Source organism: Paraburkholderia sp. RL17-337-BIB-A, from assembly GCF_046025895.1.
Lineage (GTDB): Bacteria > Pseudomonadota > Gammaproteobacteria > Burkholderiales > Burkholderiaceae > Paraburkholderia > Paraburkholderia fungorum_C.
In genome coordinates this window covers 1624408-1638404 of record NZ_JARESY010000001.1, presented here as the reverse complement: position 1 = coordinate 1638404, position 13997 = coordinate 1624408, and the positions used below count along the sequence as shown (strand labels likewise).

Here is a 13997-nt window from a genome sequence, read left to right as displayed (position 1 = left end):
AGAATGGGTCGGAGTATAACATCCAGACCTGAGCCTATGAAACCTTCCAGCGGCCGCGCGCGCAGCGCCGCGACCCTCGCCGCGACGGCATTCTGCGCCGTCGCCCTCACGGTCTTGCCGGGCGCTGGCGCGTACGCGCAGAAGGCCCCCACGATGCCGCAGGGCCCCGCCGTGCGCGACAACACGCCGGAGATCGATGCGTCGATTGCGCAGAAAAACTGGCAAACCGCGCTCACCCAACTCGACGCGCGCATCGCCTCGAATCCGCGCGACGCGCAAGCCAGGTTCAAACGCGGCACGGTGCTGGCCCATCTGAATCGCGACGATGAAGCGATCACCGCGTTCACCGAACTCACGCAAATGTACCCCGAGTTGCCCGAGCCGTATAACAACCTGGCGGCGCTCTATGCGAAGCAGGGCCGTTATGCCGAAGCACGCGCGGCGCTCGAAACGGCGACCAAGGTGAATCCCGGCTACGGCCTCGCGTACGAGAATCTCGGCGATCTGTATCTGCGCATGGCGAACGAAGCGTACCGTCGCGCGCAGAGCCTCGGCAAGACAAGCGCCACGACCTCGCAGCGCCTCATTGACATCCAGAATGTCATCTCGCCGCCCAAAAACAGAACGCCAGTGAAGCAAGCCGCCGCCGCGCCGAGCGAGGCCAGTGCCGCGCGCGCCAGCTCCGCCGACATGTCGCAAACGCCGAGCTTCCAGTACGGCGGCGCGAATGGCTCGTTCGCCATGCCGCCCTACATGGCGCCGTCGAAGTAACACCAGGTAACACCAGCGACACCATCACCGTTTTCGGCAACACGTTTTTTCCAACCCTGAGGGATCTTCATGAAATGGTTGATGTTGGCGCTCGGCAGCGCCGCCCTGATCGCAAACGCCCCCGCCTTTGCCCAGTCCGGTTCGCAGGCCGCGCATCCGTCCGTCCTCTTCAAGACCACGGAAGGCGACATCCGCGTCGAGTTGTATCCTGAGAAGGCGCCGAAGACAGTCGCCAACTTCCTCGACTACGTGAAGTCCGGCCAGTACAGCGGCACGATCTTTCATCGCGTGATTCGCGGCTTCATGATTCAGGGCGGCGGTTATACGCAGAGCTTCGCTGAGAAGCCCACGCGCGCGCCGATTCCACTTGAAAGCCGTAACGGTCTGAAGAACAGCGCGGGCACGCTCGCCATGGCGCGCACCAGCGATCCGAATTCGGCCACCGCGCAGTTCTTCATCAACACGGTGGACAACGCCGGCCTCGACTATCCGAATCCGGACGGCAACGGCTACGCGGTGTTCGGCAAGGTCACGAGCGGCATGGACGTCGTGAAGAAGATCGAAGGCACGCCCACCACCACGCGCGGCCCGATGAGCGACGTGCCGCAAAAGCCGGTGGTGATCGAGTCGGCAACGGTTATCGGCAAGTAAGCGCAGGAAAGTCAGCACGAAAGCACACGAAAGGCAGCACGCAAACAAGCTGCTCAGGAATACGTAAGCGCGTCAATCCACGCCCCCGGCGCGGCCCGTCCTCATCGCACCTCAAGTGACGAGCGGCCGCGCCTTTTACCCACCCCCGTTCATCAAAGGATTCCATCATGGTTGAACTGCATACGAACCACGGCGTCATCAAACTCGAACTGGACGCTGAAAAGGCGCCGAAGTCGGTTGAGAATTTCCTCAACTACGTGAAGGCCGGTCACTACGACAACACGGTGTTCCATCGCGTGATCGACGGCTTCATGATCCAGGGCGGCGGTTTCGAACCCGGCATGAAGCAGAAGCCGACCGCGGAGCCGATCACCAACGAAGCGAACAACGGTCTGAAGAACGTCAACGGCTCGGTCGCCATGGCGCGCACGAACGACCCGCATTCGGCGACCGCGCAATTCTTCATCAACGTGAACGACAACGACTTCCTGAACCACTCGTCGCCGACGCCGCAGGGCTGGGGTTACGCCGTGTTCGGCAAGGTCGTCGAAGGCATGGACATTGTCGAGAAGATCAAGAAGGTCAAGACGGGTTCGAAGGGCTTCCATCAGGACGTGCCGGCCGACGACGTCGTGATCGAAAAAGCTGTGATCGTCGACTAAGCGTCCAATCAACGTCGACCCGTTCGAACTGACATCAGGCACCTTCAATGCTGCAAGAAACGCCGCTGCGAAGCGTCGCCGCGGGCGTGCCTGGCGAGGGCAAACGCCCGCACGCCGCACGCCCGTTTTTTTTCCTCTCCGATATTCATCTGAGCGAGGCGATCCCGCGCACGGTCGCCGCGTTCGAGCACTTCATTCACGTAACGGCTGAGCAGGCGGATTCGGTTTTCATTCTCGGTGATCTGTTCGAGTACTGGATCGGCGACGACATGCTCGTCGAACCGTTCGTGGCGCGGATGGCGGCGGTGCTGCATACACTGTCGGAGCGCGGCATCGCGCTCTACATCATGCACGGCAATCGCGATTTTCTGCTCGGCAAGCGCTTCATGAAAGCGGCCGGCGCGATCTGGTTGCCCGATCCGTTCGTGATCACCGCATTCGGCACCCGTATCGTGCTCGCACATGGCGACGGCCTTTGCACCGCGGATCGCGGCTATCAGATTTTCCGGCGCTTTGCGCGCAGCCGTTTCGCGCAAATGCTGTTTCTCGCCTGGCCGTTTCGCTGGCGCAAGGCGCTGGCGGAAAACATGCGTTCGAAAAGCGAGGAAGGCCGCTCGCGTCCCGTTTCGCCAAAGTATGACGTGACGCCGAAGGGCGTCGCCGCGCTATTCAAGACGTCGAAAACGGCCACGATCATCCACGGGCACACGCATCGCCCGGCGCGGCATCGTGAGCCAGGCGGCACGCGCTGGGTCCTGGCGGATTGGGATCTCGACCACGGCAAGCGGCGCGGCGGTTATCTGCGGATCGATGCGGAAGGGATTCGGGCGTTGCCGCTGGATTGATCGGCTGGCGCTCGCCTTATGTTTCATCGCAACGCTTTCGCGGCGCATTGCATTAATGCTCCGCCACCGACCCCTCCACCTTTCCTGCAATCGCTGCCGACAGGCGCCGCAGATCGAGCAGCGCCGCGTCAGCACCTTGCAGTCCTTCGAGGCTCGTGCCCAGCCGCTCCAGTGCGTCGACAATCTCATCGATACGCCTCGACTGCGTGGCGGCGTGATCGATCAGGCCGTGGATTGCCAGCGAGACCGGATCGTCCGCATTCGGCGTGATGCCGTATGCGCAGAACGTGCTGGTTTCTGTCGCGCGTTTAGCATCGCGCGCGGCACCGCCGTTCGTAGCATTCGGCGCGGCAGTGGCCGCAGTAGCTGAAGCCGCGGCGGCCGCTGCCGGGACGATGATCCGTGCCGGATTACCCACCGCCGTCCCACGTGCGGGCACCGGTTTCGTGACCACCGCATTCGAGCCGATCTTCGCGTCCGCGCCGATCGTAAAGCCGCCGAGCACCTTCGCTCCCGCCCCGACAATCACACCGCGCTCAAGCGTGGGATGCCGTTTCGCACCGCGCGTGAGCGATGTGCCGCCGAGCGTCACGCCCTGGTAGATCGTGCAGTCGTCGCCGATTTGCGCCGTTTCGCCAATCACCACGCCCATGCCGTGGTCGATGAATACGCGGCGGCCCACCGTCGCGCCCGGATGGATTTCGATGCCGGTCATGAAACGCGCCAGCTGCGAGATGAACCGCGCGAGCCAGCGGCGTTTAGCCCGCCAGCATGTGTGCGCGAGCCGGTGCAGCACGAGCGCGTGCAGACCCGGATAACACGTGAGGACTTCCCATGCGCTGCGGGCGGCGGGATCGCGCTCGCGGATCGTGGCAATGTCTTCGCGAAGTCTCGTGAACATGGCAGGAACTGTGTCGTGGGGAAAAGACCGCGGGCGTGAAACACCACCCATGGCGGATGCTTGCCGCATAGCAGATCGGCAGCTTTGCTTAGAACGTTTCGAGCGATTGTAGGGCGATTGCGCGAAACCTGCCGGAAGCCCACGCTGCCGGCAGGGGCGTCGCAAGATCGTGGTTGAGGCGCTCAGCCCTTAAGAACCGTCGCCGCCAGGCGGTTTGGTCTTCAGCAGAATATGCTTGGCGATGCCGCGCACGATATTGACCTCTTCGCGCTCCAGACCGGAACGCGCGAACAGACGCCGCAAGCGCGACATCAGCTTTTTGGGATTGGCCGGATCGAGAAACTCGAGCGCAACCAGCGCGCTTTCCAGATGCGCATACATGCTCTCGATCTCGTCGCTCGCCGCCCGCGCGCCGACCGGCTCGCCCTGCCCCGCGCATGCTCGAGTCGCTGCAGGTGGAGCGGGCGTTGCCTCGCCATCCGACAGATACGCCGTACGCAATTCATACGCCAACACCTGCACCGCCTGGGCAAGATTGAGCGAACTGTAGGCCGGATTGGCCGGAATATGCGCGAGTGCGCTGCAACGCTCGACGTCCTCATTCGACAAACCCGTGCGCTCGTTGCCGAACACCAGCGCGATCTCGCCATGCACGGCCTGCTCACGCGCGACGCCGGCCGCGGCGCGCGGCGTCCATTGCGGCGGCCCATATTCGCGCAGCCGCGCGGTCAGCGCGATCGACCAATGGACCCCGCTCAACGCATCGGCAAGCGTCGGCACGACGTGCGCGGACGCCAGCACGTCGTCGGCGCCGCTCGCCATGGCGACGGCTTCCGGATCGCTTTGGACATGCGGCACGCGTGGCGACACCAGCACGAGACGCGAGAAACCCATGGTTTTCAGCGCGCGCGCCGTAGCGCCGACATTGCCGGGATGGCTGGGCTCGACGAGCACGAAGCGCGTCGACGTAAAACCGCCGCGCAGGTCCGCCACGGTGGGATCGGAAGAATGGTGGGTGTGGTCCACGATGGATTTCGGCAAGCTAAAGAACGCGTATGGTAGCGCCAACCCCGGGTCGGCTCCGAATTGCGCATGATGACCGCACCTGGCGCGCCCCGCTCGCCCCGTCATCCCGTCTGCCGCGCAACCAACGCTGTCGCGGCGCCCGGACTCAGGTAAAATACCAATATTCGTGCCGGACTTTTCGCCTGCGAAAAGTCCGGCACCTCGTTCTTATTCAATTCGTCTCCGTCGGCGGAATGCGCACCGGTCTTTGATCGGACGTGCGTTCCGTGCTGTTTCCGCGCCCCTTGATGGCGCCCAATTAGCGCTCATCCCGCGCTCATTTACCGGTAAGCAGCCGTGCTGCCCCGGCACAAGGATCCAGTCTCATGCATCCCATGCTCAATATCGCTGTGAAGGCCGCGCGCCGTGCAGCCCAGCTCATCAACCGCGCGTCGCTCGACCTCGATCTTCTCCAGGTCAGCAAGAAACAGCACAACGATTTCGTCACGGAGGTCGATAAAGCGTCTGAAGCGGCGATCATCGACACGCTCAAGACCGCCTACCCCGATCACGCCATCCTCGCCGAAGAATCCGGCAAGTCGGACAACGAGTCCGAATATCAGTGGATCATCGATCCGCTCGACGGCACCACCAATTTCATCCACGGTTTCCCGTACTACTGCGTGTCGATCGCGCTTGCCCACAAGGGCACCGTGACGCAGGCCGTGGTCTACGATCCGACTCGCAACGACCTGTTCACCGCGTCGCGCGGCCGCGGCGCGTACCTGAACGACCGCCGTATCCGTGTCGCCAAGCGCGACCGCCTCGCTGACGGCCTGATCGGCACCGGTTTCCCGTTCCGCGAAACGGACGGCCTCGAAGCGTACGGCCGCCAGTTCGCTGAAATGACCGAGGCCTGCGCCGGTCTGCGCCGCCCGGGCGCCGCCGCGCTCGATCTGGCCAACGTCGCCGCGGGCCGTATGGACGGTTTCTTCGAGCAAGGGTTGAATCCGTGGGACGTCGCCGCGGGGAGCCTGCTGATCACGGAGGCCGGCGGTCTGGTCGGCAATTACACGGGGGATTCGGACTTCCTGCACGTCGGTGAAATCGTCGCGGGCAATGCGAAGGTCTATGCGCAGATGATCCCGATCCTGTCGCGCTACAGCCGTACGCGCCAACAAGCGGCTTAAGGGCTCGGGACTGAGGGCTTCGGTCTCGGGGCTTCGGTCTCAGACCTCGGGTCTGAAGTCCAGGCCCAAAACTCCGGCCGGCTCTGCGCCGGCATCAGAAACATGAAAAGCGGCTTCGGCCGCTTTTTCGTTGGCGCGCCTGCATCCGGCAGGCGTTCGTGCTACAAAGCGGGAAGCCGCGCCGGCACGCACGATCGCCGGCTGCGTTTCGCGCGTTTTTCGCAGCGCCCTGCTTCGCGCCAGATTTCCGCGCAGCTCCCGATCCGCTTCATGAAAAAAGGCTTCTTCACAATCATCGCGGCGCAATTCATATCGTCGCTCGCGGACAATGCACTGCTGATCGCCGCCATCGCATTGCTGTCGGTGATCCGCTCGGCCGCCTGGGTCACGCCGCTGCTGCAGATTTTCTTCACCGTCTCCTACGTATTGCTCGCCCCTTTCGTCGGTGCATTCGCCGACGCGTTGCAAAAGCGGCACGTGATGTTCATCTCCAACGCACTGAAGGCGAGCGGCTGCCTGATGATGATCTGCGGTGTCCATCCGATGATCGCCTACGGCGTGGTCGGCTTTGGCGCGGCCGCGTATTCGCCGGCCAAATACGGCATTCTCACCGAGCTCCTGCCGGCGGAAAAACTCGTCAAGGCAAACGCATGGCTCGAATCGGCTACCGTGCTGTCGACGATTGTCGGCACGATGGTGGGTGGCGCGCTGATCAGCACGCTCGCCGACAAATTCGTCGCACACGCGCATTTGCCGCTGATCCGCTCGTCCGCCGATCTGGCCATGTTCGCGGTGATGGTCACGTATGCCATCGCGGCGGGGATCAACATCTTCATTCCCGACACCGGTGCGCGTTATCCAAACCGTTTGAGCGAACCCAAGAAGCTGGTCGGCGATTTCTATCACTGCTTCAACGTGCTGTGGGCCGACAAGCTCGCGCAGATCGCGCTGTGGGTCACGACGCTGATGTGGGGCGGCGCGGTCACGCTGCAATTGCTGGTGCTCAAATGGGCGAACGTGAACCTCGGCTTGTCGCTGTCGAAAGCGGCGGTGATGCAAGGCGTCACGGGCCTCGGCATCGCGGTCGGCGCATCTGCTGCGGCGGCCCTGATTCCGTTGCGCAGTTCGCTTCGCGTGCTGCCGATCGGCATTCTCACCGGCGCGGTGGCGATCGCGGTGGCGTTCTACAACAAGGACCTGTTTCCAGCGGGCGCAGGCATTCGGATCGGCTCATACGTTCTGCCGATCTATATCCTGCTCGCCTATCCGCTGATGATTCTGCTCGGCGCGCTGTCCGGCTTTTTTATCGTGCCGATGAACGCGATTCTCCAGCATCGTGGCGCGACACTGCTCTCCGCGGGACATTCGATCGCGGTGCAGAATTTCAACCAGAATCTGGCCGTGCTGCTGATGCTCGGCGCCTACGCGCTGCTGTTGACGGCAAAGATGCCGGCGCAATGGATCATCGTCGTGTTCGGCAGTTTCATCACGTTCATGATGTGGCTCGCAAAACGGCGCAGTGCCGTGAATGAGCGCACGGTGGATATGCGGGCGTTGGTGGAAGAATGAGGGGATGGCGAGCGTCGCCTGGCGGGTGCGAGAGTTGGCGTTGCGATAGGTAAGCAGCGCGAGGTGAGCGGTAATGGATTGGCCGTCCGGCCAGGGTCCGCTCGCCACGCCGGCAGGTTAAACTCACGGCCTGAACAGCTAACGCAAAAAGACACCAAGGATGGGCATTCAAACCGCAGCGGCCAATGACGTCGCACAACACACGCCGATGATGCAGCAGTACCTGCGCATCAAAGCGGATCATCCGGGCACGCTGGTGTTCTATCGGATGGGCGACTTCTACGAACTCTTTTTCGAAGATGCGGAAAAAGCCGCGCGCCTGCTCGATTTAACCCTTACGCAGCGCGGTGCGTCGGCGGGTAATCCGATCAAGATGGCGGGCGTGCCGCATCATGCGGTTGAACAATATCTGGCCAAACTGGTGAAGCTCGGCGAATCGGTCGCGATTTGCGAACAGATCGGCGATCCGGCTACGTCGAAGGGGCCCGTTGAACGCAAGGTGGTGCGCGTGGTTACGCCGGGCACCTTGACGGATGCAGCGCTCCTGTCCGACAAGAGCGACGTGTACCTGATGGCCCTGTGCGTTGCGCATAACCGCCGCGGCGTCGCAACGAGCGTCGGCCTCGCGTGGCTGAATCTGGCGAGCGGTGCGTTGCGCCTCGCCGAAGTTGCGCCTGACCAGGTGGCGGCCGCGCTCGAACGGATTCGTCCCGCGGAAATTCTCGTGGCCGATACGCCCGCCGATTCCGCGAGCTGGGCGCCCCCCGTCAACGCCGGTGCCCTCACCCGCGTGCCGGTCTGGCACTTCGATATCACGTCGGGCACGCAGCGTTTGTGCGATCAGCTGGAAGTCGCCGGTCTCGACGGCTTCGGTGCGCATTCGCTAACAGCGGCATGCGGCGCGGCGGGTGCGCTGCTACTGTATGCCGCGGCCACGCAAGGCCAGCAATTGCGTCATGTGCGCAGCCTCAAGGTCGAGTACGAATCCGAATATATCGGGCTCGACCCCGCCACGCGCCGCAATCTTGAACTCACGGAAACACTGCGCGGCACCGAATCGCCCACGCTGTGCTCGCTGCTCGACACCTGCTGCACGACAATGGGCAGCCGTCTGCTGCGTCACTGGCTGCATCACCCTCCGCGCGCAGCCGCTGTGGCGCAAGCACGTCAGCAGGCCATCGGCGCCTTGCTCGACGCGCCGCCGGGCGCAGGCGTCGAAACGCTGCGCGGCGCCTTGCGGCAGATCTCCGACATCGAACGGATTACCGGGCGTCTCGCGCTGCTGTCAGCGCGGCCTCGCGATCTGTCGAGCCTGCGCGATACGTTCATCGCGTTGCCGGAGTTGCGCACGCAACTCGCGGGCGTTTCGTCCAATGCGGACTCGCTGGCGCGCATCGACGCCTCACTGGAACCGCCGCAAGCCTGCGTCGAACTGCTCAAGCGCGCGGTTGCGCAGGAACCCTCCGCCATGGTACGCGACGGCGGTGTGATCGCTCGCGGCCATGACGCGGAACTCGACGAGTTACGAGATATTTCGGAGAACTGCGGGCAGTTCCTGATCGACCTCGAAACGCGCGAAAGGGCGCGCACCGGCATCGGCAATCTGCGTGTCGAATACAACAAGGTGCATGGCTTCTATATCGAAGTCACGCGCGGTCAGACCGACAAGGTGCCGGACGATTACCGCCGCCGTCAGACGCTGAAAAACGCCGAGCGTTACATCACGCCGGAACTGAAGACCTTCGAAGACAAGGCGTTGTCCGCCCAGGAACGCGCGCTGGCCCGCGAACGCTCGCTTTATGACGCGTTGCTGCAAGCGCTGTTGCCTTTTATCCCGGACTGCCAGCGAGTCGCCGCCGCGCTCGCCGAACTCGATCTGCTGGTTGCTTTCGCCGAACGCGCCCGCGCGCTCGATTGGGTCGCGCCGACGTTTTCGCCGGATACCGGCATCGAAATCGAACAGGGGCGGCATCCGGTCGTCGAGGCGCAGGTCGAGCAATTCATCGCTAATGACTGCACGCTCACGCCCGAACGCAAACTGCTGCTGATCACCGGCCCGAACATGGGCGGTAAATCGACCTTCATGCGGCAGACCGCGCTGATCGCCCTGCTGGCGTACGTCGGCAGCTATGTACCGGCACGTCGCGCGGCATTCGGTCCGATCGATCGCATCTTCACGCGAATCGGTGCAGCCGACGATCTGGCCGGCGGCCGTTCGACCTTCATGGTGGAGATGACGGAGGCGGCGGCGATCCTGAACGACGCGACACCGCAAAGCCTGGTGCTGATGGACGAGATCGGGCGTGGTACGTCGACGTTCGACGGCCTCGCGCTGGCTTGGGCCATCGCGCGGCATCTGCTGTCGCACAACGGCTGTCATACGCTGTTCGCCACGCATTACTTCGAATTGACGCAATTGCCTGCTGAGTTTCCCCACGCGGCCAACGTGCATCTGTCGGCGGTCGAGCATGGGCATGGCATCGTGTTCCTGCATGCGGTGAGTGAAGGTCCGGCGAATCAGAGCTACGGCTTGCAGGTCGCGCAACTAGCCGGTGTGCCGAATGCGGTGATTCGCGCGGCGCGCAAGCATCTTGCGCATCTCGAGCAGCAATCGGCGGCGCAACCCGCACCGCAACTCGATCTCTTCGCCACGCCGCTGCCCATGCTGGTCGAAGATGCCGACGACGAACGCGACGCCCGGCCGGAAACGGCGGGGGCGTCGCCTGCCATGCAGGCGCTTGTCGAGCGTCTGCGCGCAATCGATCCGAACGATCTGCGTCCGCGCGAAGCGCTCGATCTGCTGTACGAACTGCACGAGCTGGCCGCCGCACCGGATGCGGATCATTGACGCACACAGGCCCTCGCAGCGCCCGCGCACACTTCGCGCGGCGCTGACCATCGCCCTCATGCGCACGGGCGGCTTTACGTCGCTTGTCGCGCTGGGGTCGGTCGGGTCTGTGGCGCTTGCAGCGCTCGGGTCACTCGGGTCACTCGGGTCACTCGGGTCGCGCGGGTCACTCGGGTCACTCGGGTCACTCGGGTCGCGCGGGTCGCGCAGATTTTCGGCGCTCCTGGCACTTGCGGCGCTCCGGGCACTTGCGGCGCTCCGGACGCTTGCGGCGCTCGGGTCGCTTGCGGCCTTGGCCCCGTTCGCGCACGCCGAAACACCACGCTATACCTTCGCCGTCATCGCCAACACGATGCAAGGCCCCGCCGACGAAGCGCCGACGCAACGCCTGATCGATGCGATCAGCCGTGAGCGCGAAGTGTCGTTCATCGTCTACGACGGTAATTTGAAAGGCGCGAAAGAAGCCTGTCGTGATGCGTTATACGATCGGCGCCACGCGCTGCTCGAAACGTCTCGGCCCGCCCTTTTCTTCATTCCGGGCCAGCACGACTGGGCAGACTGCGGCACGGCTGAGGCCGGCGGCTTCGACCCGGTCGAGCGGCTCGATCAACTCCGCCAGACCCTGTTCACCGACGCCACGTCGATGGGTCAGAATCCGATCGCGTTGACGCGCGAGAGTGAAGTGTCGCGCTTTCGTCCGTTCCGGGAGAACGTGCGCTGGCAAGTTGGCGATACGGTGTTTGTCGGTCTGAACGCTCCGAGTCCGAATAATCACTATCTGACCGCGGGCGGCCGCAACGGCGAGTTCGAGGACCGCGTGATCGCCAACGCGTTCTGGCTCGAACACGCCGCCGAATACGCGAAACGCCGCGACGCGCGCGCGATTGTCGTCTTCATTCAGGGCGACCCCGATCCGGAGCGCTACGAACGGCCAGACCGTTTCGCGTGGCTGCGCTTTACGCGCAACACGCGCCGCGACGGTTTTCTGGAGTTCAAACGCAGCCTCGTCAAGCTCGCGCAGATTTTTCGCGGCCCCGTGCTGGTGATTCATTGCGACGACGAACGCGCGAGCGCCGGCTTTGTGATCGATCAACCGCTACGCAATGACAAGGGGATGCTGGTGACGAATCTCACACGCGTCGCGCTTGCGCCGCATGATCGTCTTAACCAGTGGATTCAGATTGAAGCGGATCTCGGCAAGAAACCGCCGTTCCGCGTGAGCGTGCGCGATGTGCCAAGGCAAATGCCAATGCCCATCGCGCAGCCTGTGCCGCAGCGCGAAGAGCCGGCAGCTTCGATGCCGGCCGTGCCCGCTTTAGGTCCCGCTTCCGAATTGCCGCCGTTGTTGCAGACGCCCGGACAGCAGCAGCCAGACCAGCAGCAACACAGGCCGGCGGAGGACGGCAGCGGGGAATACGGGCCCGCCATGTCCGGGCCGCCTGCCTCGGGTGCGTCGGGCGCCTCAGCCGCTTCCGCCGTCTTGCCACGCACCCCGGGTGCGCCTTAAAGCACGGATACCCGGCACGCCCGTAAGCTCAGTGCAGCGTGGGCCCCGACTTGTCGTCGTCGGCTTCGTCGTCTTCATCGAGGACTTCGAGGCCGTCGGCACCATGCGCGTGTTCGTGCTGGATTTCGTCTTCGGTAGCGGGACGCACGTCCTTGACGGTCAACGCGAAACGCAGCGCCATGCCGGCGAGCGGATGGTTGCCGTCGAGCACGACTTTGTCTTCTGCCACGTCGGTCACCACGTAGACGAGCGAATCGAGATCGTCATCGCCTTCTTCCGGCGTGCCTTCGAATTGCATGCCGACTTCGAGCGGTTCCGGGAAGCGATCGCGCGGCTCGATCTTCACGAGATCGGGGTCGTACTCGCCGAACGCGTCTTGCGGCTCGAGCTGGATCTGGGTCTCGAAGCCGGCCTCGTGGCCGTTGAGCTCTTCCTCGATCTTGGGGAACGTGCCATCATAGCCGCCGTGCAGATAGACCATCGGCTCGTCGCTTTCTTCAATCAGATTGCCCTGCGCATCCGATAGCTTGTAAGCGACCGACACGACGGTGTTCTTTGCGATTTTCATTCGATTCTCCAGAATACAACTCACATTATACGATGCCCAAGCGGCCCACTGACCACCCGGCCGATACAGCGTCGGCACGGAATTCCTCGCCGGCTTCAAAGGCCACTCGCCCTATTCTTCCGCCCTCGCCCGACACGCCTACGCCCTTGCTCGGCAATCTGACACCGTCGCAATTCATGCGCCGGTACTGGCAGAAAAAGCCGCTGCTGATCCGGCAGGCAATCCCGAACGTAGAGGCGCCGCTGTCGCGCGACGAATTTTTCGAGCTCGCCGATCAGGACGAAGTCGAAGCGCGTCTGATCACGCACTTTCGCAACAAATGGCAACTGGAGCACGGCCCTTTCGCGCCCGATGAACTGCCGTCGGTCAAGCAGCGCGCCTGGACCTTGCTCGTGCAAGGCGTGGACCTTTACGACGACCGCGCGCGCGCTTTGCTCGACCGCTTCCGCTTCGTGCCGGACGCGCGTCTGGACGACCTGATGATTTCGTATGCAAGCGATGGCGGTGGCGTCGGCCCCCACTTCGATTCCTACGATGTGTTTCTTTTGCAAGTAAAAGGCAAGCGTCGGTGGCGGATCAGCGCACAGAAAGATCTGACACTCGAACCGGGTTTGCCTTTGAAAGTTTTACAGCACTTCGAACCGGAAGAGGAATGGCTGCTTGAGCCGGGCGACATGTTGTACCTGCCGCCGCATATTGCCCATGACGGCGTCGCCGAAGGCGAATGCATGACCTGCTCGATCGGTTTTCGCGCCCCGTCCGCGGGCGAGCTGACCTCGCAGTTCCTCTATCATCTGGCCGAGCGCGGCGAGTCGGCTGTGCGACCCAGTGCGCTCTATCGCGATCCGCAACAAGCCGCCGTCGAGCGTCCAGCCGAGTTGCCGGCCGCGTTAGTCGAACGGGTTGGCGCGATCCTTGCTGGAGTGAAATGGAATGAACAGGATATTGCGTCGTTCCTTGGCACGTACCTCAGCGAACCTAAGCCGAGCGTCGTCTTTGATCCGCCGCAACGACCGCTCAATGAAGCGCGTTTCATCACTCAGGCATCGAAGTCCGGCATTCGGCTCGACCGCAAGACTAATTTGTTGTACAACCGCCGTTTTTTCTTCGTAAATGGAGAAGAAATGCTATTTGACGGCGCAAAAAAATGGCTGTTTGACCTCGCCGATCAACGGTGCATGAGTGCGAAACGCTTTGTAACACTCTCACACGATTCGTCGGTGACAGCACTGCTTCACGAGTGGTATTGTGCGGGCTGGATACAAGTGGGCGAGCTTGCGTAACTCTGCCCGCGTGTTATACCGTACTGTGAAATTTTGTATGAGAAAGACAACGTATTGACCCCGGATTTATGGATTGTCAGTACGAAAGTGCATATAATTTCCGCCCAAGCCGTAGGGAAGATTCCAGCTCGTCAAAAGAGCGTCTCCACCAGCGGCCCAGGTCGGTGTTGGAGCACATTACCGGTTTTATTTTGCGC

Annotated in this window: 11 protein-coding genes and 1 pseudogene; 9 read left to right on the top strand and 3 right to left on the bottom strand. The window is 62.9% G+C overall.

Going from position 1 to position 13997, the window contains the following annotated elements; translation table 11 throughout:
- Positions 1-36 precede the first annotated feature (36 nt).
- From P0D84_RS07455 to P0D84_RS07440, 4 genes are all read left to right on the top strand, one after another.
- Complete coding sequence (locus P0D84_RS07455) at positions 37-771, top strand: tetratricopeptide repeat protein (RefSeq protein ID WP_408334265.1); 735 nt, start codon at positions 37-39, stop codon at positions 769-771.
- A 69-nt stretch (positions 772-840) separates the two neighbouring features.
- The gene (locus P0D84_RS07450) at positions 841-1422 is read left to right on the top strand and encodes a peptidylprolyl isomerase (protein WP_408334262.1); all 582 of its coding nucleotides are present in this window, start codon (positions 841-843) and stop codon (positions 1420-1422) included.
- Positions 1423-1589: 167 nt separating this feature from the next.
- Entirely contained in the window at positions 1590-2084 is a 495-nt protein-coding gene (locus tag P0D84_RS07445) for a peptidylprolyl isomerase (RefSeq protein WP_063496582.1), read from the top strand.
- Between the two features lie 47 nt (positions 2085-2131).
- Positions 2132-2929, top strand: a complete 798-nt coding sequence (locus tag P0D84_RS07440; RefSeq protein WP_408334259.1) for a UDP-2,3-diacylglucosamine diphosphatase — start codon at positions 2132-2134, stop codon at positions 2927-2929.
- Positions 2930-2981: 52 nt separating this feature from the next.
- Here P0D84_RS07440 and cysE read toward each other — a convergent pair whose 3' ends face one another.
- Positions 2982-3830 (bottom strand): serine O-acetyltransferase, encoded by an 849-nt coding sequence (gene cysE / locus P0D84_RS07435; RefSeq protein ID WP_408334257.1) that lies wholly within the window; start codon positions 3828-3830, stop codon positions 2982-2984.
- 189 nt (positions 3831-4019) lie between these two features.
- Positions 4020-4856 (bottom strand): RNA methyltransferase, encoded by an 837-nt coding sequence (locus tag P0D84_RS07430; RefSeq protein ID WP_408334254.1) that lies wholly within the window; start codon positions 4854-4856, stop codon positions 4020-4022.
- 365 nt (positions 4857-5221) lie between these two features.
- Between P0D84_RS07430 and P0D84_RS07425 the strand changes: the two genes are divergently transcribed.
- The 4 genes and pseudogenes from P0D84_RS07425 to P0D84_RS07410 all read left to right on the top strand — a co-directional run.
- Positions 5222-6025 (top strand): inositol monophosphatase family protein, encoded by an 804-nt coding sequence (locus tag P0D84_RS07425; protein ID WP_408334251.1) that lies wholly within the window; start codon positions 5222-5224, stop codon positions 6023-6025.
- 270 nt (positions 6026-6295) lie between these two features.
- Positions 6296-7594, top strand: coding sequence for a lysophospholipid transporter LplT (lplT, locus tag P0D84_RS07420; protein ID WP_408339712.1), 1299 nt, complete (start codon positions 6296-6298; stop codon positions 7592-7594).
- 160 nt (positions 7595-7754) lie between these two features.
- Complete coding sequence (gene mutS, locus P0D84_RS07415; RefSeq protein WP_408334248.1) at positions 7755-10442, top strand: DNA mismatch repair protein MutS; 2688 nt, start codon at positions 7755-7757, stop codon at positions 10440-10442.
- Positions 10443-10665: 223 nt separating this feature from the next.
- Positions 10666-11995: pseudogene (locus P0D84_RS07410) on the top strand (hypothetical protein); the annotation flags it as partial.
- On the opposite strand, the gene P0D84_RS07405 reads toward P0D84_RS07410, so the two are convergent.
- A complete protein-coding gene (locus P0D84_RS07405) occupies positions 11978-12517 on the bottom strand; it encodes an FKBP-type peptidyl-prolyl cis-trans isomerase (protein ID WP_408339710.1) in 540 nt (179 codons plus the stop codon). The pseudogene P0D84_RS07410 and the gene P0D84_RS07405 sit on opposite strands and share 18 nt — an antisense overlap.
- Before the next feature lie 32 nt (positions 12518-12549).
- Here P0D84_RS07405 and P0D84_RS07400 point away from each other — a divergent pair, with 32 nt between their 5' ends.
- Positions 12550-13800: a JmjC domain-containing protein gene (locus tag P0D84_RS07400; RefSeq protein ID WP_408334245.1), complete on the top strand. Its 1251-nt coding sequence runs from the start codon at positions 12550-12552 to the stop codon at positions 13798-13800.
- Positions 13801-13997: the final 197 nt, after the last annotated feature.

Coding starts and splice junctions, on each gene's coding strand:
- P0D84_RS07455 (WP_408334265.1), top strand. CDS start 37: ATGAAACCTTCCAGCGGCCGCGCGCGCAGCGCCGCGACCCTCGCCGCG.
- P0D84_RS07450 (WP_408334262.1), top strand. CDS start 841: ATGAAATGGTTGATGTTGGCGCTCGGCAGCGCCGCCCTGATCGCAAAC.
- P0D84_RS07445 (WP_063496582.1), top strand. CDS start 1,590: ATGGTTGAACTGCATACGAACCACGGCGTCATCAAACTCGAACTGGAC.
- P0D84_RS07440 (WP_408334259.1), top strand. CDS start 2,132: ATGCTGCAAGAAACGCCGCTGCGAAGCGTCGCCGCGGGCGTGCCTGGC.
- cysE (WP_408334257.1), bottom strand. CDS start 3,830: ATGTTCACGAGACTTCGCGAAGACATTGCCACGATCCGCGAGCGCGAT.
- P0D84_RS07425 (WP_408334251.1), top strand. CDS start 5,222: ATGCATCCCATGCTCAATATCGCTGTGAAGGCCGCGCGCCGTGCAGCC.
- lplT (WP_408339712.1), top strand. CDS start 6,296: ATGAAAAAAGGCTTCTTCACAATCATCGCGGCGCAATTCATATCGTCG.
- mutS (WP_408334248.1), top strand. CDS start 7,755: ATGGGCATTCAAACCGCAGCGGCCAATGACGTCGCACAACACACGCCG.
- P0D84_RS07405 (WP_408339710.1), bottom strand. CDS start 12,517: ATGAAAATCGCAAAGAACACCGTCGTGTCGGTCGCTTACAAGCTATCG.
- P0D84_RS07400 (WP_408334245.1), top strand. CDS start 12,550: ATGCCCAAGCGGCCCACTGACCACCCGGCCGATACAGCGTCGGCACGG.